Source organism: Acinetobacter sp. YH12233 (assembly GCF_013417725.1).
Classification (GTDB): domain Bacteria; phylum Pseudomonadota; class Gammaproteobacteria; order Pseudomonadales; family Moraxellaceae; genus Acinetobacter.
This window is the reverse complement of the sequence record NZ_VPDK01000013.1, coordinates 42056-66414: the sequence shown is the minus strand read 5'-3', so window position 1 is coordinate 66414 and position 24359 is coordinate 42056. Positions and strand designations below refer to the sequence as shown.

Here is a 24359-nt window from a genome sequence, read left to right as displayed (position 1 = left end):
AAAGGATGCTAAATCCTGTCAGTTTCTTACAAGATACATTACATAACATGCCGCTCGGCAATAGAAATTGTTTTCACATTTCTCTTTGAAACAATCAAACAGACCTCTGAATTGTTCTTGTGCAAATTCAATTGCTTTCGTTTGAATGCTTATATGCGGCCGAATGTTACTCCCTTTCTAACCTATACCTTAGAACTTTGATTCTATCTGACCACCTATGAATTTAACCGAACTCAAGAAAAAACCGATTGGCGAACTCATCAAGATTGCCGAGTTTATGGGCCTTGAAGGTATGGCTCGTAACCGTAAGCAAGACATTATTTTTGCCATCTTAAAACGCCATGCGATGAATGGCGAAGAGATTTTTGGTGATGGCGTTCTAGAAATTTTGTCAGATGGTTTTGGCTTCTTACGCTCTGCAGCAGGCTCTTATTTGGCAGGTCCTGACGATATCTATGTCAGTCCATCACAAATTCGCCGCTTTAACCTGCGTACCGGTGATACCATTACGGGAAGCATTCGTCCGCCTAAAGAAGGTGAGCGTTATTTTGCTTTGCTTAAAGTCAATCAGATTAACTACGATACCCCAGAAAATTCACGTAACAAGATCCTGTTTGAAAACCTGACTCCATTGTTCCCAACTGAGCAATTGGTGATGGAGCTTGGTAATGGTACCACTGAAGATTTAACTGCACGTGTGGTCGATCTAGTGGCACCCATTGGTAAAGGTCAACGTTCAATTATCGTTGCACCACCGAAAGCTGGTAAAACGATGTTACTACAGAACATCGCGCAATCGATTGTTCGTAACAACCCTGAATGCTTCCTGATTGTGCTTCTGATTGACGAACGTCCAGAAGAAGTCACTGAAATGGAACGTACTGTTCGCGGTGAAGTGGTCGCCTCTACCTTTGATGAATCACCTGCCCGTCACGTTCAAGTGGCTGAAATGGTGATTGAAAAAGCTAAGCGTTTGGTTGAGCACAAGAAAGATGTAGTCATCCTGCTGGATTCGATTACCCGTCTGGCACGTGCATATAACACTGTGATTCCTTCATCAGGTAAGGTATTAACTGGTGGTGTAGATGCACATGCACTTGAACGTCCAAAACGTTTCTTTGGTGCGGCACGTAATATCGAAGAAGGTGGTTCTCTTACTATCATTTCTACAGCCTTGATTGAAACCGGCAGTAAAATGGATGAAGTGATCTATGAAGAATTCAAAGGTACAGGTAACCAGGAAATTACCCTAGATCGCCGTATTGCGGAAAAACGTGTCTTCCCTGCGATGAATATCAAGAAATCGGGTACGCGTCGTGAAGAACGTTTAATGTCCGAAGACAAACTGCGTAAAGTCTGGATTCTTCGTAAACTTCTGCATACCCAAGATGAACTGGTCGCGATGGAATTCTTGCTTGACCGCATGAAAGAAACCAAAACCAATGATGATTTCTTTGATCAAATGAAACGCAAAGCATCGAACTAAAATTATCAGAAAGGTCACCATTCAAGGTGGCCTTTTTTTATGGTTGACGTATGTTACACAATGAAACAATGTACTAAGTTATCTGTAAACTTATTTTTAAGTTTTTGATTATTAAAGTAAACAAATAAATAACTGTATAATTTTTATAAGCTTAATAAGCCTTTCTCCAATCTATATCTTTCAATTAATTGTTATTTTCTGTTAAAAAACCCTTAATTTTTATCGTTTTTTCGCTGTTTTTGATGCTCACCTAGTAGCAATTAAAAATGCGCAGTGATAGCATATTTGCAGACCAGTTAGACTGCTCCTGCGTTGTTAGTCCCTAACACTATTAGGAATAATAAAAGCATATTACAGCCTGACTTTGGTTTTTTTTAATCTCAATTTTTTAGAGAGTGATGCCATGTTATTCAAAAAAATCGCTATTGCTGCTGCAGTTGCTACTACTTTAGCTTTCGTTGGTTGTGCTAAAAAAGCTGACGACGCTGCTGCTGACGCTAACCAAGCTGCATCTGAAGCTGTAGAAGCTGCTTCTGAAGCTGAAGCTGCTGCTGACGCTGCTGCTGTAGAAGCTACTTCTGAAGTTGCTGCTTCTGACGCTGCTGCTGTTGCTGAAGCTGACGCTGCTGCCGCTGTTGCTACTGACGCTGCTGCTCAAGCTACTGCTGCTTCTGAAGCTGCTCCAGCTGCTGCTCAATAATCTTTACGATTATTCAGTACAAAAAAGAGAGCCTCTGGCTCTCTTTTTTTATGTAAAAAATAAAAATGTTAGATATAAAAAAAGCAGATCAATTGATCTGCTCATTCCCCACACGTTGACGGAACTTCTGCCCCGCGCGGAACGTAACAACACGGCGTGCAGAAATCGGAATCTCTTCACCCGTCTTCGGATTACGGCCTGGACGTTGGCGCTTATCACGTAACTCAAAGTTACCGAAACCCGATAATTTTACTTGTTCGCCCGAGATTAGCGCTTGGCTAATCTCATCGAAAAACAACTCGACCATTTGTTTAGCTTCACGACGGTTTAAACTCGTGAGCTCACTTAAATGATCAGCCATTTCTGCTTTTGTTAATGCTGTCATGAAGCCCTCAATGTCGCTTGGTAAGTGTTTTCCAACACCTGAAGGATATTATCCATACCTGATTTAATTTCAGCATCTTCCAGTGTACGGCTTGGATGCTGCCAGAGAAGTGCAAATGCCAGTGAGCGTTTCCCTTCTTCTACTCCTTGTCCAGTGTACACATCGAACAACCATGTCGAGCCTAGAAGCTCTCCACCTGTTTTTTCGATAAGTCCCTGAATTTCGCTAACATTAATCTTATCACTAATTAAAAGCGCAATATCACGTCGAACCGATGGAAAACGTGATAATTCTGTAAAATTAGATACATAAGTTTGCAAAACAGCCGATTGATCTAATTCAGCGACCCAAGTCGTCGCCAAATCGAGTTCGTCTTCAAGTGAGGGATGTAAACGACCTAAATAACCAATTGACTGACCATTCACTAAAATTTCTGCAGATTGACCAGGATGTAACCAGCTACGTTCAGAACGTACATATTCCACATCCAGACGCGCAGCTGCCAGAATTTCCTCAATGTCACCTTTGAAGTCAAAGAAATCCATTGGCTGTGCTTTACCATGCCAAGTTTCAGGCGTACGTGAACCAGTAGCAATCAAGGCAAAAGTTGGAATCTGTTTCAGATCATGAATTGAAGCCGCATTCTGGTAATCAAAACGCAGACCGAGTTCGAAAAAACGTACACGGTTCTGCTGGCGATTGACGTTGTACTGTACACATGGAATCAGGCTAGACAGTAAAGTTGAACGCATCACTGCCAAATCGCTTGAAATTGGGTTCGCCAATGCCAATGGATTGACTTCTGGATTTAACTGTTTTTCCAGTTTCAGGTCAGCAAAACTGAAGCTGATCGCTTCCTGATAGCCCAAGGTCACGGCTGTTTGACGAAGCTGAGTCAGTTCGAATTGGTCTTCATATTTCGCCAATTTCACATCAATGACTGGTAAGCTGATTTGAATATTGTCATAACCGTGAATACGGGCAACTTCTTCAATCAGGTCTTGGTAAATTGCCATGTCATAACGGTGGGACGGAGGAACCACTAACCACTGACCTTCAGCTTTTACAGTCACTTCACAACCTAAGCGCGTTAAAGCATCTGTAATGAAATCTGATTCAACTGTATAACCTAATAATTGATCGACTTGCGCTTGTTCTAGCTCAATCGCTTCACGTTTTGGTAACAGCTCTGTTTTTTCAGCTACAATGATTGGACCAAACTCACCGCCTGCAAGCTCAGCAATCAGCTGAGACGCCCGGTGCATTGCGATTACTGGCAGTTCAAAGTCCACACCACGCTCATAACGCTGAGAAGCATCGGTATGTAAGCCGAAGCTACGCGCACGACCTGCAATGTGCAAAGGTGCAAAGAATGCAGACTCCAAGAAGATCTCAGTGGTTGCATCCGTTACAGATGAAGACAGACCACCCATGATGCCTGCAATCGCCAATGCTTTTTCATCATCTGCAATCACCATCACTTTTTTATTCAGTTCAACTTCCTGTTCATTTAACAGCACCAGCTTTTCACCGGCTGTTGCTTGACGAACGTGAACTGCACCTTGAACCTTGCCACCATCAAATGCGTGTAACGGTTGACCCAGCTCGATCAATACATAGTTGGTAATGTCGACCAAAATGCTGTGCTGACGGATACCCGAACGAGCAAGCGCACGTTCCATCCATTCAGGGGTTGGCGCTTTGGTGTTGACGTTTTTGATCACACGACCTAAGTAACGTGGACAGCCTTCAGTCGACACCACCACTTTCTTTTCATCAGCAATGGTTGCAGCCACTTCTTGAATTTCTGGCGCAGTCACTGGCAATTGGTTAATCACACCAATTTCACGTGCAATACCACGAATGCTGAAACAGTCACCACGGTTCGGTGTGATGCTGATGTCAATCACGTTGTCATCTAAGTCTAAATATTCACGAATATTCACGCCTACAGGTGCATCGTTTGGTAATTCTAAAAGACCATCAATTTTGTCTTCTAAATCAATTTCAGACGCACCACACAGCATACCTTGGGATTCGATTCCACGAAGTTTGCCCTTCTTGATTTTGAAATCGCCCGGCAAAACCGCGCCAATGGTAGCAACTGGCGCTTTCATACCTGCACGTACGTTTGGCGCACCACACACGATTTGTAGAGGTTCACCTGAACCAATGTTTACAGTGGTAACACGTAAACGGTCGGCATCTGGATGCTGTTCGGCAGTCAGGACTTCACCAACAACCACACCTGTAAACAGTTTTGCCGCAGGTGCAATTTCATCCACTTCAAGACCAAGCATAGTCAACTGGTCAGACAGTTTTTCGCTATCGATGGCTGGGTTAACCCATGTGCGCAGCCAATTTTCGCTAATTTTCATTTCTTTAAAACCTATAAATTAATCTTTTAAATCCCCCTCTAACTCCCCCTTTTACAAAGGGGGAGAACCCTGAGTCACATAAGGACAGCCCCCTCTCCTTTTAGGAGAGGTCAGGGAGAGGTTTAAATCCTTTAAGCAAACTGGCGTAAGAAACGCACATCGTTTTGATAGAACATACGCAGGTCATTAATGCCATAACGCAACATTGCAAAACGTTCTACACCTAAACCAAATGCAAAGCCTTTGTATTTGTCGGGATCAATGCCCGCAGCGCGAAGTACATTTGGATGCACCATACCGCAACCTAAAACTTCTAACCACTTGCCACGTTCATCCATAATATCCACTTCAGCACTTGGCTCAGTGAACGGGAAATAAGACGGACGGAAACGTACTTTCAAATCTTTTTCGAAGAATTCATTCAGCAGGTTAACCAATAAACCTTTCAATTCAGCGAAGCTGGTATTTTCAGCAACGTATAGGCCTTCGATCTGATGGAACATTGGTGAATGCGTCTGGTCAGAGTCACAACGATATACACGGCCTGGACACACAATACGGATTGGTGGCTGCTGGGTTTCCATGGTACGAATCTGCACACCTGAAGTATGCGTACGCAATAAATGGTTTACATCAAAGTAGAAAGTGTCGTGCATGGCACGTGCAGGGTGATGGCCCGGAATATTCAATGCTTCGAAGTTGTGATAGTCATCTTCAACTTCTGGACCAGTCGCTACTGTAAAACCTGCTTTGGTAAAGAATTGACAGATACGTTCTTGTACTTGGGTCACTGGGTGAATGCTGCCCACCTGTTGGCCACGACCGGGCAAGGTAATATCAATTGTTTCACTAGCAAGCTTTTGCTCTAGTGCAGCTTTCTGCAGTTCAGCCTGACGTTGTGTCAAAGCACCCGTGATAGCTTCACGAACTGCATGAATTTGTGCCCCAAACGCTTTACGTTGTTCAGGATCCATTTTCCCCAGCGACTTAGATTGTTCCGCGAGCTGGCTTTTTTTCCCCGTAAATTGCACTCGTACTTGATCAAGTGCAGCAAGGTCTTGAGCTGCTGCAATCGCAGCGAGCGCTTCAGTGGTCAGGGCTTCCAGTGACATAGTAACTCTCAAAGCAACAGGTTAGAAATATTTTTAAAAAACCCCATATTCTAACAGTTTTTAGGCGAGTTGATGAAGTGCGCTTTTAATGAAAATTAGAATAGCATCATGAATTATAAAAAGTATAAGATAAACATAATATCAATCAGATCAAATCACTATGGCACTCGATCAAATTTGGAAACAGCAACTGACCCTCGTCACTTATGGCAATGAGTTTTTAACTCAGGATCTCAGTTTCAGCCGCTGGCTGAATCACTCCATTTTTAATCAGTACCATTTAACTTTTCGTGATCTGATTTCCCAGCATTTACTGGCACAGCACTTTCAAATCTGGCTTGAAGGCCTGAAAAAACAAGGTGTTCGTCGTATTAGTCTGCATTCTTCACACTTGCTGGAAGATGAAAATAACCCTAATGCCAATGTCGAGCTGGTTCCTTTGGCTCATGTGATTATCAGTCATCATGCTCAAGGTAAAACCGCCTGGATGATCGGTAAGGAGCTGGCTGAATGGTATACCGCTGATAATGATTATGAAGCACCAGAAGCTCAGAAGTCACCTTTACGTCATGAAGTATTCTGGCGTTATGAACTGAACAGTAAACTGGCTAAAAGAATTGATACTGATCTGGTACAACCAAACTGGGATGATATTCATTCCTATACTGAACAGGAATTATTTGCACACCATTTAGCTCAAGGATTTACTGAGCCTGCTTATACTGGATTGCCTTATTACGGTACTACCCCAACGATTCAGTCTCACTCAGAAAATCCGAGTCACCTAGCTTTGATTCCAACGGATTATTCATCTGATTATGCTCATCAGACCTTATATCGTCTGGATGCATTAAGTGATTTTATTCAGACTAAGATTCAACACCCTTATAATGATGATGGTCAGGTACTAAATCCGGAGCAGCAATTAAACCTGCGCCACTTTGCGCAAAAAATTGATGAAATCAGTGCCAAGTTTATTGTGAAAGTGGCCAATCATTATAAAACTGCACAACTTACTCCTAAAGTGGCGCCTGATCCTTTTGCGGGCATGAATACTGAAGATCGCGCAGTCAAAGTCTCTAAAGCCGAACGACCACAAAGTCACCATAAAACCGGTGCTTCAAGTGTGATCAAACTGATTCTGATCACGATTGTGATCTGTTTGATTGGCTACTATTTCGGGCTTTAATAAAATATATTGTCTATAAATAATCACTTTGGCTTGGTGGAGACTTAATCTCCACCAAATCAATAAATAAATGATTTAAAAAAATCAAAGATCCCACTGATTTCATTTAAGCATAAAAAAAGACCGCTAAAAGCGGTCTTTTTTCTAAGTCATAAAGACTTATGCAGCCAACGCATCTTTAGCTTTAGAAGCTAGAGCTGCAAACGCAACTGCGTCATGCATAGCGATGTCAGCAAGTACGCGACGGTCGATGATAACCTGAGCTTTTTTCAAGCCAGCGATCATACGGCTGTACGATAAACCGTTTTGACGTGCACCAGCGTTGATACGCGCAATCCATAGAGCACGGAATTGACGTTTCTTCTGACGACGGTCACGGTAAGCGTATTGACCAGCTTTGATTACCGCTTGGAACGCTACGCGGTAAACGCGTGAACGAGCACCATAGTAACCTTTAGCGCGAGCAAGAATTTTTTTGTGACGGCGATGAGCCTGTACACCACGTTTTACACGAGCCATTTATAATCTCCTTAGATGTACGGGCACATACGACGAACTGAAGCAACGTCACTTACGTGAACCATTACACAGCCGCGCAATTGACGAATACGCTTAGCAGATTTTTTGGTCAAAATGTGGCGTTTGAACGCTTGTTTACGCTTAAAACCGTTAGCAGTCGCTTTGAAGCGTTTAGCTGCACCACGGCGAGTTTTCATCTTAGGCATAACAACCTCTTTTGAACACCTGTTCGGCACGTCTGCACCATTGCAAGAACGCCCTGCAGGTAAGGGAGCCGATATTCTAATGCATCTTTGCTTAAAACAAAAGCACTAGTCTTTTTTTCTTGATGAATCTGCAAACTTAGCATTTTTTACGATAAGAATTGAATGATGAATTTATATACTGCTTGCGATATCACTTTATAATTCGTCAATTTTTTCAGTTGCAGCTCTTTATGCACATTCAGCCCGATGCGTTTGCCGCACTCCGTTATCGAGACTTTTCTATTGTCACCTTAAATCAGTTTTGCCTGACTTTAGCCATTCTGATTCAGGAAATTATTGTTGCCTATTCTCTATATCAGATTACCAAAGACCCGCTGACCTTAGGACTAATTGGTCTGGCAGAAGCGATTCCTTTTATTTCCCTTTCTTTATGGGGTGGATATGTCGCGGATCGCTTTAATAAGCAGACCATTATGAAAATCTGTTTATTTTTCGCCATTCCGATGCCGCTCATTCTCTGGTCACTGTTTCATTATCACGGCTTGGGAAAGCTCAGCACCAGTCAATTATCTTGGGGAATTTATGCCGTCATTTTCTGTCTGGGTACCATTCGTGGCTTTTATAATCCTTCAGCAACTTCACTGAAACCTTTTCTGATTCCACGTGCACTCTATGCCAATGGTGCAACCTGGACCACTATTGGCTGGCAAAGTGGGGTAATCATCGGGCCGATGCTGGGTGGTTTTATGCTGGCGTTTTTGGGTCGGGAAACCAGTCTTCTAACTGTCGCAGTACTGGTCAGCATCTGTTTTGTTCTGATTAACTTATTGCAAAAGCGCGATTTTCCTAAAATTGAAACTGAAAATATCCTGCATAGTCTGGGTGATGGTTTCCGTTTTATCTGGAACAGCAAAATTGTACTGTGGTCGATTTCCCTAGATTTGGTTTCGGTACTGTTTGGTGGGGTGATTGCCCTCTTACCGATTTTTGCAGAGGATATTTTAAAGGTTGGTCCTGAAGGTTTGGGGTATTTACGGGCTGCCCCTTCAATTGGCGCACTGATAACCATGATTGCCCTGACCCGTTTTCCGCCTACGCAACATGCCTGGCGTAATATGCTGCTTGCAGTCGCAGGATTCGGAGTCTTTACCCTGCTATTCGCCTTTTCTAACTCGATGTGGCTATCTCTGTTTGCTCTTGCCATGACCGGCGCCTGTGACAGTATTTCTGTAGTGATTCGCCAGACGATTTTACAGATTTACCCACCCGATAATATGCGTGGCCGGGTTGCTGCAGTAAACGGCATGTTTGTCTCATCTAGTAATGAACTGGGTGCTTTTGAGTCCGGTCTGGCTGCGAAATATATGGGCACAATTATGGCTACAGTGTTTGGTGGCAGCATGACCCTACTGGTGGTGTCCATCAGCTGGGCAAGAACCAAGGATCTGTTTGGAATTGATATTACCAAAGGAACTGAAAAATAATTTTTAGTTCTGATGTGCGTAGGATTTTCAACAGGAAAATATTGTGCACTAATGATGAATACAAATAAAAAGAGGCTTTACGCCTCTTTTTTAAAACATCGCATACGCCCAATAGACAAACAAATAACGTCCAATTTTGGCAATACTGACTATCAAAATAAAACGGGCAAAATTTTCCTTGAGCAAGCCAGCAATTAACGTAATTGGATCGCCAATAATCGGCACCCAGCTCAGCAATAATGACCAATAGCCGTATTTCTGATAGGTACTTTGGGCTTTAAGCATCTGCTGCTCAGAGACTGGAAACCATTTTTTATGTTTATATTGCTCAATCTTAAACCCCAGATACCAGTTCACACAGGAACCCAAGATATTTCCAGCACTTGCGATCATGATAAGTAAAGCCGCCGAATAGCTCCCTTGCCATAATAAACCCAGCAAAACCGCTTCCGACTGCAGCGGTAATAAAGTGGCTGCACCAAAAGCGGCAAGAAAGAGCAGAAACAGGGACATCCCGAGACTAACGGCTTAAACCCAGTTTTTTCTTGGCTTTAAGATATTCCCAATTCGCCCAGACTATAGCCATAACCATGGCCAAAATACGTGACCATTGATATTTCTGGGTGATCGGCTCAAGCGCTGCATTTAAAATCTGGCGATCTTTGGTATTCAAGGCGCTGATCACCTGATCCACATGCACAATTTCAGCAATAAACAGCAGCAGACAAGCTGCGATACCGAAAATAATACTCCAGTAAATTCGAGGATTCGTTTCCACGATTTTAGTAAAGTTCAGGAAAAAATCTTTCATACACTCACCCAATAAAAAACCACCCAAAGGTGGTTTAATCTACTTTTATCTAGTTTAGCACAAAGGCCAGACTTATCTGACCTGTATTGCTAACGCTCTTTGAACCGCTGGACGCGCAGTCAGGCGTGTCACATATTCCTGTACTTCCGGATAATCTGCCAGATCAATCTGCTGCCATTCATGACGTAACACCCATGGCAAAATAGCCATATCCGCAATTGAATACTCACCGGCTACATATTTTTGACCAATCAGCTGTTTGTTCAGAACCCCGTATAGACGCTTGGTTTCATTGACATAACGATCAGTGGCATACGGGATACGCTCAGGAGCAAAACGGCTGAAGTGATGATTTTGCCCCAGCATCGGACCCAAGCCACCCATTTGCCACATTAGCCATTGCTCAACTTCAACACGTTGCTGCTCATCATCCGGATAAAACAGGCCGGTTTTACGACCCAAATATTGCAGAATCGCGCCAGATTCAAAGACTGAAATCGGTTCGCCACGCGGGCCATCCTGATCCACGATCGCAGGAATTTTATTGTTCGGAGAGATACGTAAAAAATCAGGTTGAAACTGGTCATTTTCCAGAATATTGATTGGGAAAATTTTATATTCCAAGCTCATTTCTTCTAATGCGATGGTAATTTTATGGCCATTGGGCGTTCCCCAATAATAGAGATCAATCATGTTATTACCTGTTACCTTTTCGTTTTTACATGACATTATTGAAATTTGATCTAGTTATAGCATGATTTAAAGCTCTACTTCCGCATATTTTGTTATAGATTCAGCAGTAAAATCGCTAAATTCAAAGTATTATTTTTAGCTCAAGATGGGTTCAAATTTTTTTAAATTTTGAGTCTTGAAAAGCTTCGCCTCAATCCTATATTAGAAATAGAGCAATGATCTATTCAGAAAATTGTTTCTAATCACTGAGTTCATATTGAAGAAATGCATGTTGTTTATAAAACTTTTCTGAGATCAGGAGGTAAGATCAATGAGCAATTTCAGTCTTAGCCCACTATTCCGTCGTAGTATCGGTTTTGACCGCTTTAATGACCTTTTTGATTATGCAATGCAAAGTGAGGCACCGAATTATCCGCATTACAACATTGAAAAAACCGGTGACAACAATTACCGCATTGTGGTTTCTGCTGCCGGATTCAATGAAGACCAGCTAGAGATCAATCTGGAAAATCAGGTTCTGACCATTAGCGGTAAAGCGGTGGAAGAAAATTCAGATACGACTGTGGAATTCCTACATAAAGGCATCGCCCACCGTTCATTCAAGCTGTCTTTACGTCTGGATGAACATGTAGAGGTACAACAAGCTGAATTTGAAAATGGTTTATTGAAAATCGAATTGCAGCGCAATGTGCCGGAAGAAAAATTGCCTCGTCAGATTCCGATTGGCAAAAAGCTGTTAGCTGAAAAAAATGAATCTAAAGAGCAGCAAAGCTGATCATCAATCAAAAGAAAGGCCCAAACGGGTCTTTCTTTTTTAGGACAGAATCCTTAAGCTTGAAAGTATACAATTTTCATCCATCATAAAAATAATAATATGAACACATCAGACATTATTCTGTTTCATCAAAGTGCCCAGACGATGAAACATATGGGACTTCTCCTACTTTGCTATCCCATTGGGATTTTGATGACCTTGTACCTTCATACTCCAGTTCCTCCTTCCAGTTTTGTTCGAGGATTGGTATTTTTATGGCAGGAGTCTCCAAGCTTTTATGGCTATATGCTGGGTTTCCTGATGTTATCGCTCTTGCTATATAGCATTAAACTAAAAATCACCTCGCGAACAATTTATTACACTTTGGCAGGATACCGGATCAGCCTGTGTTTATATCGTGAAGCCGTCCATTACAGCTTTATCAATCCTCAATATGATTCACTTAAAGCCCGTACCAAACGCTGGCTAACCAGACTTCCCGCTCATCAAATTAATCAGCGAGATGGCACGCTCGATTTTATTCTTTGTCAGTCCAGTTGGCGCGACCGGCTCTGTTTAAGATTATTCCGGATTCATTTATCGATGTTTTCTCGTCAGCAAGCTAAGGAAATTATTCAAGCCATGTACAGTGCTTGGAATTTAAGATCATAAAGGCTGATTCAAAAACACTTTTAATTATATGGGTTAAGCTGAAAGAAATTTATCTCATCAGATTTCAAAGGATAAAAGCAGTTATTAAAAAAATGGTGTTCTGGTTAGGACTTTCCCCTATCACTACATATATTTGATTTACATAAAATTTCGGCTATGCTTTTTCTGAAACAGAATAAAACATTCAATAAATACCATAGATAAGAAAATCTGCCGTAGGTGCACTATGAATTATGTCCGTCGCAACGCCCTGAGTCCTTTCATGCTATTGAGCTTGCTGTTCTTTTTATTGATTGTTATTTTACTGCTATTGTTTGGCTGGCCACATTATAAAGTTTGGAAACAAGGCATGGATGGTCAGGCAGCATTGGCTGAAGCAGAACAATCCAAAATGATTCAAGTGCAAGTTGCAAAAGCGGAACTGGAAAGTGCCAAACTGCGTGCAGAAGCCATTAAACTCGTTGGGCAGGCAGCTAAAGATTATCCTGAATATCGCAAGCAGGAATTTATTGGTGCATTTGGTGAAGCCCTACGAGAAGGTCGTATTCAACAAATAATTTATGTACCCACTGAGGCCAATATTCCGATTGTAGAAGCAGGAAAATCCTACCCTGCTCAATAAAAGATTAAGTTACCTCATAAAAAAGCCCTGCAAATACAGGGCTTTTTTCATCAAGAGATGCTTACTTTTTCTTTTTAGGACCAAGCAGCATACCCATTTGACGACCTTCCATTTTTGGTGCTTGTTCAACTACACCATATTCAACTACGTCTGCTTCAACTTTTTGCAGTTGAGCCAGACCCAGTTGCTGGTGAGCCATTTCACGACCACGGAAACGCAAAGTAATTTTTACCTTGTTTCCTTCTTCAAGGAATTTGATGATTGCACGTAGTTTTACGTTGTAATCACCTACATCTGTCGCAGGACGTAGCTTGATTTCTTTCACCTGGACTTGATGCTGTTTTTTCTTCGCTTCTTTCTGCTTTTGTTTCAGATCAAACAAATGCTTGTTGAAGTCCATGATTTTGCAGACAGGTGGCTCAGCATTGGCTACGATCTCAACAAGATCAAGATCGGCAGCTTCAGCTGCGCGCAATGCTTCTGCAAGGTTAACAATACCTTTTTGCTCACCATTTTCGTCTACAAGACGGACTTCTTTTGCACGAATTTCATCATTCAAGGCAGGACGGTTTGATTTTCCGCCCTGTTGATTACGGTCAGGCTGTTTAATCGCTGTTACTCCACAATGTACCGGCCGCGTTCGGCTACGGCTGCTTTTACTAAGTCAACGAAAGCGTCGATTGACATAGTACCCAAATTTTTTCCTGAGCGGGTACGGACATTCACCGTACCTTCCTCTACCTCACGGTCCCCAAGTACCAATAAGTAAGGAATACGCTCTAAAGTACGTTCACGAATCTTAAAGCCGATTTTCTCATTTCTCAAGTCAGAAATTGCACGAATTCCGTTTTCTTTAAGTTTCGCGACGACTGACTCACAAGCCTCGGCTTGAGCATCAGTAATATTCATTACACACGCTTGCACTGGTGATAACCAAGGTGGCATAAAGCCCGCGTAGTGCTCAATCAGTATACCAATAAAACGTTCGAAACTGCCAAGAATTGCACGATGCAACATTACAGGCTGATCACGATCGTTATCTTCAGTGACATAAGAGGCATCCAGACGTTCTGGAAGGTTGAAGTCACATTGAATGGTACCGCACTGCCAGATTCGGCCTAAGCAGTCTTTCAATGAGAATTCGATCTTCGGACCGTAGAATGCACCTTCACCTGGTTGTAAATCCCAATCCAGGCCAGCAGCATCTAAAGCATCTGCCAAAGATTTTTCTGCCATATCCCAAAGTGCATCATCACCCACACGTTTTTCAGGACGTGTCGACAACTTCATTTGTACTTCTTCGAAGCCAAAATCTTTGTATACGTCTAGTGTCAATTTGATAAAGTCTGCAACTTCAGTACCGATTTGTTCTTTGGTACAGAAAATATGCGCATCATCTTGGGTAAAGCCACGTACACGCATAATGCCGTGTAAAGAACCTGACGGCTCGTTACGGTGACATGAACCAAACTCCGCTAAACGGATTGGAAGATCACGATATGATTTTAAGCCCTGGTTGAACACTTGCACATGACAAGGACAGTTCATCGGTTTCACGGCATAGTTACGGTTCTCTGAATGAGTCGTAAACATGTTTTCAGCATAGTTCGCTGCGTGACCTGATTTTTCCCAAAGCGTGAAATCAACTACTTGTGGTGTACGGATTTCAAGGTAACCATTTTCTTGCTGAACTTTACGCATGTATTGTTCAAGCACTTGATAAATGGTCCAGCCGTTCGGATGCCAGAACACCATACCTGGTGCTTCTTCCTGCATATGGAACAAGTCTAAGGCTTTACCAATTTTACGGTGATCGCGTTTTTCAGCTTCTTCAATACGTTTGATATAAGCTGCGAGCTGTTTCTTGTCAGCCCAAGCTGTACCATAGATCCGTTGCAGCTGTTCGTTTTTCGCATCACCGCGCCAATAAGCACCGGAGATTTTAGTCAGCTTGAATGATTTTAAGAATTTGGTATTTGGTACGTGCGGACCACGGCACATATCCAGATAGTCCTGATGGTAGTACAGGCCCATTTGAGTTTCTTCAGGCATGTCTGCGATCAGGCGCAATTTGTATTCTTCACCACGGGCTGTGAATTCTGCAATCACTTCATCACGTGGGGTCATTTTTTTCACGACATCATAGTCTTGATCAATGAGCTTTTTCATACGCTCTTCAATCGCAGCCATGTCATCTAAAGTAAATGGACGTGGCATCCAGATATCATAGTAGAAACCTTCTTCAATGACTGGACCAATGACCATCTTTGCTTCTGGGAACAATTGCTTAACGGCATGACCCACCAAGTGTGCGCAAGAGTGACGAATAATTTCGACACCTTCTTCATCTTTAGGCGTGATGATTTGTAAAGTTGCGTCTTCAGTAATCAGATCGCACGCGTCCACTAGACGATCGTTTACACGACCTGCAACAGTATTTTTTGCTAGACCAGGACCGATGCTTTGAGCAACTTCCATCACAGATACGGCGTGATCAAACTGTTTTTGATCGCCATTTGGCAAAGTGATAATTGGCATATGAAATCCTTAAGGAGTGATGCCCCGTACCATGGAGCATGTCACCGCGAGATTATGATCGAGGGAGAACCTCAAAAGATAAAAACGGTGGATAAATAAAAAATCACCTAGAATTTTACACGGCTTGGGCCAATGATTAAACCTTTTCCCTAATAAAAATAGGATTTATCACCAAAAAGTTCTTTTGAGCTGCAATGAGTTAAGATGATTATTCGCTCAAGAATTATTTATTCTCTCAAGGTTTGCCACGCTTCAAATTACCCTTCAGCATAGACATACAATTGAGAAAACTGAGGAATGATGGCTTCACTTTGGGTCGGCCTTAAAAACACGTAATCATCGACTTTCAGTTCACAAGATTTCGGTACCAGAACCATTTCCTGATTGCTACTACGTCCATATAAAACATGCGGCTGGCTTTTTTCTGGAAAATAATAGTCCGCCTGCCAGTAACCACCATAAACGAATAGCGCTTTATAATGATGCGGTAGATGATTAAATACTTCCAGACCAGGAATCTGACTATAAGGCAGCACTTTTAAAATCGGAGTGGCGATCCACAAAGCACATTTTAAAGCAGAGAGATTGGCCAGATCAAAATCACTGGGTTTAAGTAGCATGGAACCAAAAGCTAGATCATTACAGACACTCTGCTGGCAATGCTGCATAAAGGTCGGACTGCCGCCACCATTAAAACATAGATTTTCATGCCATAAATCAGGAAATTGCTGTTGCAGCGTCAGCTTGAATTGTTGATAAATCTGGTGTGATTGCTGATAACTTTTTTCAGGTCTTTTGAGAATTTTTGGCAGTTTGGCTACATGCGCATCATAGCCCATTAATCCGGAAAACTTTAGATACAGTAGATGCTGCCGAATTAAATTAAGCATGGTTACGAACTGCTCCTGACTGCTTACTCCTCCGCGATGTAGGCCCACATCAATTTCAATATTTATATTCAAGCAGAGATTCAGGTTTTGGGCGAGTTGCAGATACTGCTCCAAGCGTGCTTGACTATCGATCAGCCATTGAATATTTACTTGAGGATTTAAGCCCTTTTGACTAAACAGGCTTTGATAAAAGCGCTGCGCTGCATGAATCGGCATTGGTTTACCGAGCAGAATGTCCGCTTGCTGAAATGCTCCGATAATTTCCCGAAGATGTGGCAGATGAACTACCATAAAACATTGGGTATTCAGCTTTTCACTAGCGAATTGAAGCAACTTGGTACTGGCTAGAGATTTCACCACCAGACGAGGCTTTAACTGCGGAGGTAATTTTGCCTGCACAACATCCAGATTATGTTGATACTGAGCCAAATCCAGAATCAGTTATGGTGTACCCGTACCCTGCTGTTTTAGGTCTTGAGTCAGTTGCTGAAAATAAGTTGGTCGCATCTTCTACTGCTCTTACTTAACCAGAAACAGTTGTTTTAAGTAGGGATTCAGCCATTTTTTTGCGGATCCAGCTGCTGACGTAGCCCCATAAACTCACCCCATCTTGGATATAAGTCGCGCAGTGATGCGGCATGCATGCTATGCAATTTTCCCCAATGTGGTCGCCCCTGATATTTCTGAAAAATCGGTTCCACTAGATTAAAAATGACGTGATAATCCTGCTTATAAAACTGATGGATAGAAATTAAAACTGAATCCCGCTGATAAAATGGACTGAGCCAGATGTCATCCGCTTTGACATAACGAAACTCGATCGGAAAGAACATCGGCACACGATGCTGCTTTAAACAATGCAACACTTCTTCCAGACACTGCAAGCCTAGTTCAACCGGAATCTGGTATTCCATTTCATTAAATCGGGTATTGCGCGGTGTAGGGAAAATCTGACTGGACCAATCCACAAAACAGGTCGGTTTGACAAAAACACCGAGCAGCTTTTGCAGATAAGGATTGGTAGACGGCAATAACCGTGTCAATTCAGAACATAACATCAGTAAACTGTCTTCTGATGGCCAGCTTTCTTTTCTCGACTGGAGAATTTCATCCGTTTCATCTAGTGTTTTCAGCATGACCTGATCAGCATGCAGGAAAGCCCAAAACTCAATATGTCGGTGTTGTTGTTTCCATTGATCGATATTGGAAAATATGTCTTTTAACGAACATAACCAGATCTGTTCTTTTAATTTATAACGCGGCCGATTTTGCAGGTTAATTTTAGTGAGTATTCCGAGACTGCCCAGTGCCACCCGCCCCGCCTGAAAATTTTCCGTATTTTGCTGCTTATTACATTGCAATAATTCGCCATCTGCAGTCAGTAACTCAAAGCCTTGAACGAAAGCAGATAGACACGGTAAATCAATTCCCGTGCCATGTGTACCGGTCGAGATTGCACCCGCCAGACTTTGCTGATCGATATCACCTTGGTTGATCAAACCCTGATTAAGAGGAGCTAGATACTCACCCAGCTCATATAAACGTGTACCTGCCTGTACAGTACATTGAGCTGTCGCTTCATCTGCATATATCACGCCTTTGAAATAATCCAGACGAATCAATACCTCATCAGTTTTGGCTAGCGCACTGAATGAATGTCCTGCACCAACCACACGAATCTGCGCATGTGACTTCACTAGATTTTGTAATTCATTAATTTCTTTAGGCTCAAAAATTTGAGGAGAACTGTACTGGCTTCCTGACCAGTTGCGCCATGTTGCATCCGCCTGTTGTATTTTCATTATTATTCCTTGGCTGAGGCTATTTTTAACACTCATTTAGAGTAAAATACCTAAAAAGGCAAATATGGGAACCCATAGGTTCAAAAAATCAGTGCTTAAAAATAATTTTATTAATATTCAATTATTTAATTTTTTAAAATTATGCATTCGCACTCGACTAAAGCATAACTGCAAGACTTCCAAGAATTGCATATCTTTTTTAACAGGATATGAAAAATAAATATAGAACGGAGTTTTACAATGGTTAAGGCATACGATGAATTACCGCGCACCCCTGCCAATTTTGTAGCGCTGTCACCTTTACGCTATCTCGATCGCGCGGCTTATATCTACCCGAATCAAAACGCGATCATTCATGGTAAGCGTCGTATTACTTGGCGTGAAAAATACAATCGTTGCTGTCAGTTTGCCCACCAACTCCAAAATTTAGGCATCGGTAAAAATGATACCGTTTCAGTTTTATTGCCAAACGTACCTGCAATGATTGAAGCACACTTTGCTGTGCCAATGGCGGGTGCGGTCCTGAATACTTTAAATACCCGTCTGGATGCCAAAACTTTGGCGTTCATGCTGGAACATGCTGAGACTAAAGTACTGCTGGTCGATCCAGAATTTTCTGCAGTTGCAACAGAAGCTTTGGCATTGATTCCACAGCAAGACATTTATGTGATTGATGTGGCTGATGAAGAATTCGAGGGGGAAGATACCCGTATCGGCCAAATTGAATATGAATACTGGTTGGCTCAAGGCGATGCCAATTTTGAATGGCATTTACCGGATGATGAGTGGAATGCGATTAGCCTGAACTACACTTCTGGAACCACAGGCAATCCGAAAGGCGTGGTTTACCATCATCGTGGCGCCTATATTAATGCAGCCAGTAATATCATTGCCTGTGGCATGATGCCGCGTGCCACTTACTTATGGACCTTACCGCTGTTCCACTGTAATGGCTGGTGTTTTGCCTGGACCATGGCAGCCAATGGTGGTACGAACGTCTGCTTACGCAAGGTTGATCCGGAACTGATCTTTAAACTCATTGCTGAACATAAAGTGGATTATTTCTGCGGTGCACCAATTGTACTGTCTATGCTGATCAATACTCCTGAAGAGAAAAAGACCAAGTTTGATCATCGTGTCGAAGTGATGGTAGCCGGTGCTGCGCCTCCTGCTGCAATCATTGAGGGCATGCGCAATATCGGTATCAATGTGACTCACGTCTATGGTCTAACTGAGACCTACGGCCCTTCTGCGCTCTGTGCGTCTCAGGCAGGCTGGTCAGACCTGTCGATTCAGGAACAGGCACAACTGCATTCTCGTCAAGGTGTACCATATCCACTGCAAGACGGCATGAAAGTGCTTGATCCTGACACTATGCAGGAAGTGCCACATGATGGTCAGACCATGGGTGAAATCATGTTCCGTGGCAACATCGTCATGAAAGGTTATTTAAAGAATCCGGAAGCAACTGCTGAAGCCTTTGCCGGTGGCTGGTTCCATACTGGCGATCTAGCAGTATGTCAACCTGATGGTTATGCAAAAATTACCGACCGCTCTAAAGACGTGATTATTTCAGGCGGTGAGAATATTTCATCGCTGGAAGTGGAAGAAGTGCTCTATCAGCATCCTGCTATTCTTACGGCAGCCGTGGTGGCAAAACCAGATCCACGCTGGCAGGAAGTACCATGTGCCTTTGTCGAACTGAAAGCAGGACAAACTGCTACAGCAGAAGAGATTATCGAATTCTGCAAGCAACATCTGGCGCGTTTTAAAGTACCTAAAGATGTAGTGATTACCGAGATTCCAAAAACCTCAACCGGGAAATTACAGAAATTTATCCTGCGTGACTGGGCTAAAGAACGCTCTCAAGGTGAATTCTCTTAATTTATTAAGACCCTAGCATCCAGCCCTACTCCTCAAATTTCTTTTTTAATATTGAGAAAGAAAAATTTGGTGAATGGGGCTTTTTTTATTCAGAATAAAGACAATTTATTTATTTAAATAACTGAATTTAAAGTGCTGATTAAGGTACTTATTCTGAGGGATGCCTTACCAAATTAAAGATAAAGAATGCGATCAATCAAAGAAGTTTGCATCCACATGCTTATTTTTAGGCAATAAAAAACCCCAAGACTTAATATGCTTGGGGTTTTTCAGAATCTTGGTCCCGAGGGTCGGACTCGAACCGACACGTCATCTCTGACAGCGGATTTTGAGTCCGCCGCGTCTACCAATTTCACCACCTCGGGAGTGGATGACGGCTATATTACTCTGTTTCAAAAACTTGTCAACGCAGAAAAAACACATTTGCCTAATTTTAAAACAATTCTTATTTTTTTGTTTTATAATCGAGCAATTCCCGCCATAAAAAAGAAAAAAGTTTATACTAGCCGCAGTTTTTTTATCGTAAATTGTCATGCAACTTTCTGATTTTAGTTTCGATCTCCCTGATGAGCTGATTGCTCGCTATCCTCTTGAACAACGTAGTGCTTCTCTCCTGTTACACCTTGATGCACAAGGCCAATATCACGATCACCAGTTCACCGATATTTTGGATTTATTGAATGAAGGCGATTTGCTGGTTCTGAACGATACCAAAGTGATGAAAGCGCGCCTGAAAGGTAAACGTGCCTCTGGTGGTGCAGTTGAAGTACTGGTTGAGCGTATGATGGATCAGTTCATTGCGCATTGTCATATCAAGGCCAGCAACACACCTAAAGCCGGTGCAGAATTATTTATCGGTCCAGATGAAGTCAAAGTCACCGTTCAAGGCCGTCATGAAAATCTGTTTATTGTCGAATTTTCTCAGCCGATTTTAGATGTTCTAGACAAATACGGCGCACTGCCAATTCCCCCCTATTTCAATCGTGAAGCAGAAGAAATTGATACGGTTCGATATCAGACTGTCTTTAATGATCCAACTAAACTGGCCAGTGTTGCTGCTCCTACCGCTTCGCTACATTTCGATGAAGAGTTGCTGAAAAAACTGGAAGAAAAAGGCATTCAGAAAACCTTTGTGACCTTACATGTCGGTGCAGGTACATTCCTGCCGGTTCGTACCAATGATATCGAAAATCACATCATGCACAGCGAATGGTGTCAGGTGTCGGATGAATCCATGGAGCTGATCAAAGCCACCAAAGCGCGCGGCAATAAAGTGATTGCTGTGGGGACGACCGCAACCCGTGCGACCGAAAGTGCGGCTCAGGCCAATGGTGGTGAACTGAAAGGCTGGACAGGTGATACTCAAATCTTCATCTATCCGGGTTATGAATTCAAAGTGGTGGATCGTCTAATCACCAACTTCCACTTACCGGAATCTACCCTACTCATGCTGGTTTCAGCTCTATCTAATCGCGAAAACATCCTGAATGCTTACAAACATGCGGTTGAAAGCAAATACCGCTTCTTCAGTTATGGCGATGCCATGCTAATTGATCAAGCGCAATAATCAGCAGGAACCCTCCCGATGCCGATCGAGTCTGTGCAGCACTCCATTCATATTCGACGCAAGAAAAATGCAGTAGTGTTTCGCAACATCGCCCGGCTCTGGGATCTGGGTCGTCAGGCCAAAAGCCATCAGGAATTATTGGATGGCTTGCATCCATGGAACGGTCCAATTAGCTTAAAATTTGAAAATAATTTACCGCTTGCTCTGGCTGGAATCGGACTCTTTCTGATTGGCTGCATTTTTGTAGCACCTGCCAATATCTGGATGCAAAGCGGTGTCTTCTTCGGCTGTCTACTATTGTTCTGGGCTTATATCAGCTATGAACATCGAAAGCCACTGGATGAAGTTATCCGCTATCTGGAAGATGAGGCGCTCGCCAAAAAATACCAGCTGGCTTTTCAGAAGCAGCCACAACATATCTCGATTCCGCTCAATCCCGTACATTTTATTAGCCATTTAAAACGTCTGTTCCCGGTATTTAATCAAGGCTCTCTGAGTAATGAAATTTCACGCTATGCCAGCACTGTCTGGGAAGATGAAGATGGTCAACAACATCAGGTTCTGGTCTTTCAATATCATTATGTGCATGAAGTTCAGGTACGCAATAAGGAAGGTCAACCGGTCAAACTGACCCAGGTACATAAAGACCTTTGGGGGGTATTTGTTTTTGATGTTCAGATTCAGGGGCTAGCCGTGACTACCTCCAGAAAAAAATTTCATTATCCTTATGCTTATCCTTGGCACAGCAGCGACATTCGCACCAACCAGAAATTAAATTTCTTTGGCAGCGATCCGATGCAAATGGCGAAACTGCTCACACCTGGTTTTGTACTTCGACTGGCGGACTTTTTTGAGCAGCGTCAGGGCGATTTACTGTTTCATCCAGAAAGCCATATGCTCTGCTATCTGGGACCACATGATTTATTTCAGGTATCCAGTAAACACGATAAAATTAGCGATATTTCCACATTGCGTGGCCATCTCAGAACGTTTAAATTAATAGAGTTGGAAAAGTTACATACTGATCTGACACAATTTTTAAAATAATTATTTTTTCTGGGGACTGCTTTTATGGGATTTTTTGTTTTTGTCATTATCCCGCTTCTGGTCATTATTGCCATTATCATGATTCGTAACAGCATTGTGCGTCATCATAACTCCACTATTCGTGCATGGTCCGATGTCGCCAGCTATGAGCGGCAAAAACTAAAAATCCTGGATGGTCTGCAACCTCTGGTTGAGCAATATTCCAGTTTTGAAAAAGGGACTTTAGAGAAAGTTACTGAACTGCGCCAGAACATTATGAACCTGAATATTCAGGATGCCGATATCGCCCAGTTACAACGGGTTGAAAACCTAAATAAAGAACTGATGCGCAGCCTGAATGTGGTGATTGAAAACTACCCTGAACTGAAAGCAAATGAAATTTACCTGAAAATGATGAATGAAATTGAAGAACAGAATGAAAATGTCGGTGCTGCAATTACCATCTACAACCGCAATGTCGAACTCTTCAATAACCAGATCCAGATTTTCCCGCATAATATTATCAATAACATGTTTCTCAAAAAGAAAGCAGTACGCCCTTTCCGTGACCAGACCGTGAGTCAGAATTTTGACTATCGTCCGAACTTTCACTGAGAAAAATCATTACATTTTATAGTTTTTGATTTGCAATCCATTGGCTTATGATGAAATAGCGAGAGATAAATCAATACACTTATAAAAACCCAATAAAAAGAATAAAAAATCATGCTGGATTATTTAGAACACTTGCAACAGACGCTGATCAAGGAATTTTATCAGCTGTATGACCGTTATCAGGATGACCACATCTATGCCTGTAATCTGGTCTTTGATGAATTTTTGCTGCTGGATGATCTGGCGATTTCCACAGAACGTAGCTTTTTTCAGGACCCTGAAGATCCACAGCAATATCTGGCCGAACGCGATCGCTGGAATCTACAAAAATGGCGCTATAAAAGCCACAGCTCTTCACAATCTGAACTCATGCCTTTTAAAACTTTACTGGCAGAGTATTTTAAAACCCAGCATAGTTTTGGCCATCCTGTCTTAACCCAGCAAAAACAGCTTCCTGCTACTTACTTGGATTTATTGCTAGAAACCTTTAAACAAGCCAAACGCAAATTATCTGAAGCTTATGGTCTGGATCTAGATTCGATTATTTTTTTCCTCAGCGTTCCGGCCCAACCCGAATGTGAATGCCAATCTGCACTTGAACTCAATTCTGACAGTCGCTTATTGCAGGACTTTTTAGCTTCCAGACAGACCCTGTCTCAATCGACAGTCAATAAGCGTTTGAAACTCTCGCAAAGTGACAAAGACATCTTGATCGACCTGGAACAAATGCTCACGATAGAGCCTTATGACTATTTGCAAGTAGCGCAGAATGCCTATTTACTGACGCTGGAATCTTATTTTATCGACAGCAATATCTATATCCAAAAACTGATCCAGCATATTGCTGCCATGGCGGCTGAACCCGATGGTAGCTGTGCCTTGAGCCGGGAAGAAATCATGCAGCGTTTACAGTAATTTTCTGCAAATTCACCTCTTTCACCTGATATTTCCCCTATTCATCGATAAATAAAATTACAGAGTGAATTCTCTACAATGCTGGCGTTTAAGGTCAGAATCAAGGAAAAT

At 42.4% G+C, this 24359-nt stretch carries 22 protein-coding genes, 1 tRNA gene and 2 pseudogenes; 12 read left to right on the top strand and 13 right to left on the bottom strand.

Translation table 11 applies throughout. The features are described 5' to 3' along the window. Positions 1 to 217 precede the first annotated feature (217 nt). Both rho and FTV12_RS07890 read left to right on the top strand, forming a co-directional pair. Positions 218 to 1486, top strand: coding sequence for a transcription termination factor Rho (gene rho / locus FTV12_RS07895; protein ID WP_180033839.1), 1269 nt, complete (start codon positions 218 to 220; stop codon positions 1484 to 1486). 403 nt (positions 1487 to 1889) lie between these two features. After that, positions 1890 to 2186, top strand: a complete 297-nt coding sequence (locus FTV12_RS07890) for a hypothetical protein (protein WP_180014356.1) — start codon at positions 1890 to 1892, stop codon at positions 2184 to 2186. A gap of 88 nt (positions 2187 to 2274) precedes the next feature. Here FTV12_RS07890 and FTV12_RS07885 read toward each other — a convergent pair whose 3' ends face one another. From FTV12_RS07885 to pheS, 3 genes are all read right to left on the bottom strand, one after another. Further along, positions 2275 to 2571, bottom strand: coding sequence for an integration host factor subunit alpha (locus FTV12_RS07885; protein WP_004783565.1), 297 nt, complete (start codon positions 2569 to 2571; stop codon positions 2275 to 2277). Further along, positions 2568 to 4949: a phenylalanine--tRNA ligase subunit beta gene (gene pheT, locus FTV12_RS07880; RefSeq protein WP_180033838.1), complete on the bottom strand. Its 2382-nt coding sequence runs from the start codon at positions 4947 to 4949 to the stop codon at positions 2568 to 2570. The genes FTV12_RS07885 and pheT overlap by 4 nt, the downstream gene beginning before the upstream one ends. A gap of 131 nt (positions 4950 to 5080) precedes the next feature. Beyond that, positions 5081 to 6061 (bottom strand): phenylalanine--tRNA ligase subunit alpha, encoded by a 981-nt coding sequence (pheS, locus tag FTV12_RS07875; RefSeq protein ID WP_005233932.1) that lies wholly within the window; start codon positions 6059 to 6061, stop codon positions 5081 to 5083. Positions 6062 to 6221: 160 nt separating this feature from the next. Here pheS and FTV12_RS07870 point away from each other — a divergent pair, with 160 nt between their 5' ends. Beyond that, complete coding sequence (locus FTV12_RS07870; protein ID WP_005233930.1) at positions 6222 to 7250, top strand: hypothetical protein; 1029 nt, start codon at positions 6222 to 6224, stop codon at positions 7248 to 7250. A gap of 159 nt (positions 7251 to 7409) precedes the next feature. On the opposite strand, the gene rplT is transcribed toward FTV12_RS07870, so the two are convergent. Next, on the bottom strand, positions 7410 to 7769 hold the full coding sequence (rplT, locus tag FTV12_RS07865; RefSeq protein ID WP_004647525.1) for a 50S ribosomal protein L20: 360 nt from the start codon (positions 7767 to 7769) through the stop codon (positions 7410 to 7412). 11 nt (positions 7770 to 7780) lie between these two features. After that, positions 7781 to 7975 carry a 50S ribosomal protein L35 gene (rpmI, locus tag FTV12_RS07860; protein ID WP_004278281.1) on the bottom strand — a complete coding sequence of 65 codons (195 nt, stop codon included), beginning with the start codon at positions 7973 to 7975 and terminating at the stop codon, positions 7781 to 7783. A gap of 230 nt (positions 7976 to 8205) precedes the next feature. Between rpmI and FTV12_RS07855 the strand changes: the two genes are divergently transcribed. Continuing rightward, positions 8206 to 9459, top strand: coding sequence for an MFS transporter (locus FTV12_RS07855; protein WP_180033837.1), 1254 nt, complete (start codon positions 8206 to 8208; stop codon positions 9457 to 9459). A gap of 90 nt (positions 9460 to 9549) precedes the next feature. Here FTV12_RS07855 and FTV12_RS07850 read toward each other — a convergent pair whose 3' ends face one another. The 3 genes from FTV12_RS07850 to FTV12_RS07840 form a co-directional block, all read right to left on the bottom strand. After that, complete coding sequence (locus tag FTV12_RS07850; protein WP_104425758.1) at positions 9550 to 9972, bottom strand: YqaA family protein; 423 nt, start codon at positions 9970 to 9972, stop codon at positions 9550 to 9552. 7 nt (positions 9973 to 9979) lie between these two features. Next, complete coding sequence (locus FTV12_RS07845) at positions 9980 to 10270, bottom strand: hypothetical protein (RefSeq protein ID WP_180033836.1); 291 nt, start codon at positions 10268 to 10270, stop codon at positions 9980 to 9982. A gap of 72 nt (positions 10271 to 10342) precedes the next feature. Continuing rightward, entirely contained in the window at positions 10343 to 10963 is a 621-nt protein-coding gene (locus tag FTV12_RS07840; protein ID WP_180033835.1) for a glutathione S-transferase N-terminal domain-containing protein, read from the bottom strand. Positions 10964 to 11273: 310 nt separating this feature from the next. Here FTV12_RS07840 and FTV12_RS07835 point away from each other — a divergent pair, with 310 nt between their 5' ends. From FTV12_RS07835 to FTV12_RS07825, 3 genes are all read left to right on the top strand, one after another. After that, a complete protein-coding gene (locus FTV12_RS07835; RefSeq protein WP_180033834.1) occupies positions 11274 to 11738 on the top strand; it encodes an Hsp20 family protein in 465 nt (154 codons plus the stop codon). Positions 11739 to 11837: 99 nt separating this feature from the next. Continuing rightward, on the top strand, positions 11838 to 12389 hold the full coding sequence (locus FTV12_RS07830) for a hypothetical protein (protein WP_180033833.1): 552 nt from the start codon (positions 11838 to 11840) through the stop codon (positions 12387 to 12389). Positions 12390 to 12651: 262 nt separating this feature from the next. Further along, positions 12652 to 13011 (top strand): hypothetical protein, encoded by a 360-nt coding sequence (locus tag FTV12_RS07825; RefSeq protein WP_373687226.1) that lies wholly within the window; start codon positions 12652 to 12654, stop codon positions 13009 to 13011. 61 nt (positions 13012 to 13072) lie between these two features. On the opposite strand, the gene infC is transcribed toward FTV12_RS07825, so the two are convergent. The 4 genes and pseudogenes from infC to FTV12_RS07805 all read right to left on the bottom strand — a co-directional run bounded on the left by infC (position 13073) and on the right by FTV12_RS07805 (position 18241). Next, positions 13073 to 13621: a translation initiation factor IF-3 gene (gene infC / locus FTV12_RS07820; protein ID WP_081402664.1), complete on the bottom strand. Its 549-nt coding sequence runs from the start codon at positions 13619 to 13621 to the stop codon at positions 13073 to 13075. A 5-nt stretch (positions 13622 to 13626) separates the two neighbouring features. Continuing rightward, positions 13627 to 15549 carry a threonine--tRNA ligase gene (gene thrS / locus FTV12_RS07815; protein ID WP_004783592.1) on the bottom strand — a complete coding sequence of 641 codons (1923 nt, stop codon included), beginning with the start codon at positions 15547 to 15549 and terminating at the stop codon, positions 13627 to 13629. Positions 15550 to 15806: 257 nt separating this feature from the next. Next, a pseudogene (locus FTV12_RS07810) lies at positions 15807 to 16946 on the bottom strand (alanine racemase). A gap of 12 nt (positions 16947 to 16958) precedes the next feature. Next, a pseudogene (locus FTV12_RS07805) lies at positions 16959 to 18241 on the bottom strand (D-arabinono-1,4-lactone oxidase). Positions 18242 to 18481: 240 nt separating this feature from the next. Between FTV12_RS07805 and FTV12_RS07800 the strand changes: the two are divergent. After that, positions 18482 to 20125: an acyl-CoA synthetase gene (locus FTV12_RS07800; RefSeq protein ID WP_180033832.1), complete on the top strand. Its 1644-nt coding sequence runs from the start codon at positions 18482 to 18484 to the stop codon at positions 20123 to 20125. Positions 20126 to 20403: 278 nt separating this feature from the next. On the opposite strand, the gene FTV12_RS07795 is transcribed toward FTV12_RS07800, so the two are convergent. Next, positions 20404 to 20490: transfer RNA gene (locus FTV12_RS07795), tRNA-Leu, on the bottom strand. Between the two features lie 167 nt (positions 20491 to 20657). Here FTV12_RS07795 and queA point away from each other — a divergent pair. The 4 genes from queA (at position 20658) to FTV12_RS07775 (ending at position 24248) form a co-directional block, all read left to right on the top strand. Beyond that, entirely contained in the window at positions 20658 to 21692 is a 1035-nt protein-coding gene (gene queA, locus FTV12_RS07790; RefSeq protein WP_175966024.1) for a tRNA preQ1(34) S-adenosylmethionine ribosyltransferase-isomerase QueA, read from the top strand. 18 nt (positions 21693 to 21710) lie between these two features. Beyond that, entirely contained in the window at positions 21711 to 22739 is a 1029-nt protein-coding gene (locus tag FTV12_RS07785) for a hypothetical protein (RefSeq protein ID WP_180033831.1), read from the top strand. A 24-nt stretch (positions 22740 to 22763) separates the two neighbouring features. Next, the gene (locus tag FTV12_RS07780; protein WP_104425748.1) at positions 22764 to 23333 is read left to right on the top strand and encodes a LemA family protein; all 570 of its coding nucleotides are present in this window, start codon (positions 22764 to 22766) and stop codon (positions 23331 to 23333) included. A gap of 111 nt (positions 23334 to 23444) precedes the next feature. Continuing rightward, positions 23445 to 24248, top strand: coding sequence for a DUF4303 domain-containing protein (locus tag FTV12_RS07775; protein ID WP_180033830.1), 804 nt, complete (start codon positions 23445 to 23447; stop codon positions 24246 to 24248). Positions 24249 to 24359 lie beyond the last annotated feature (111 nt).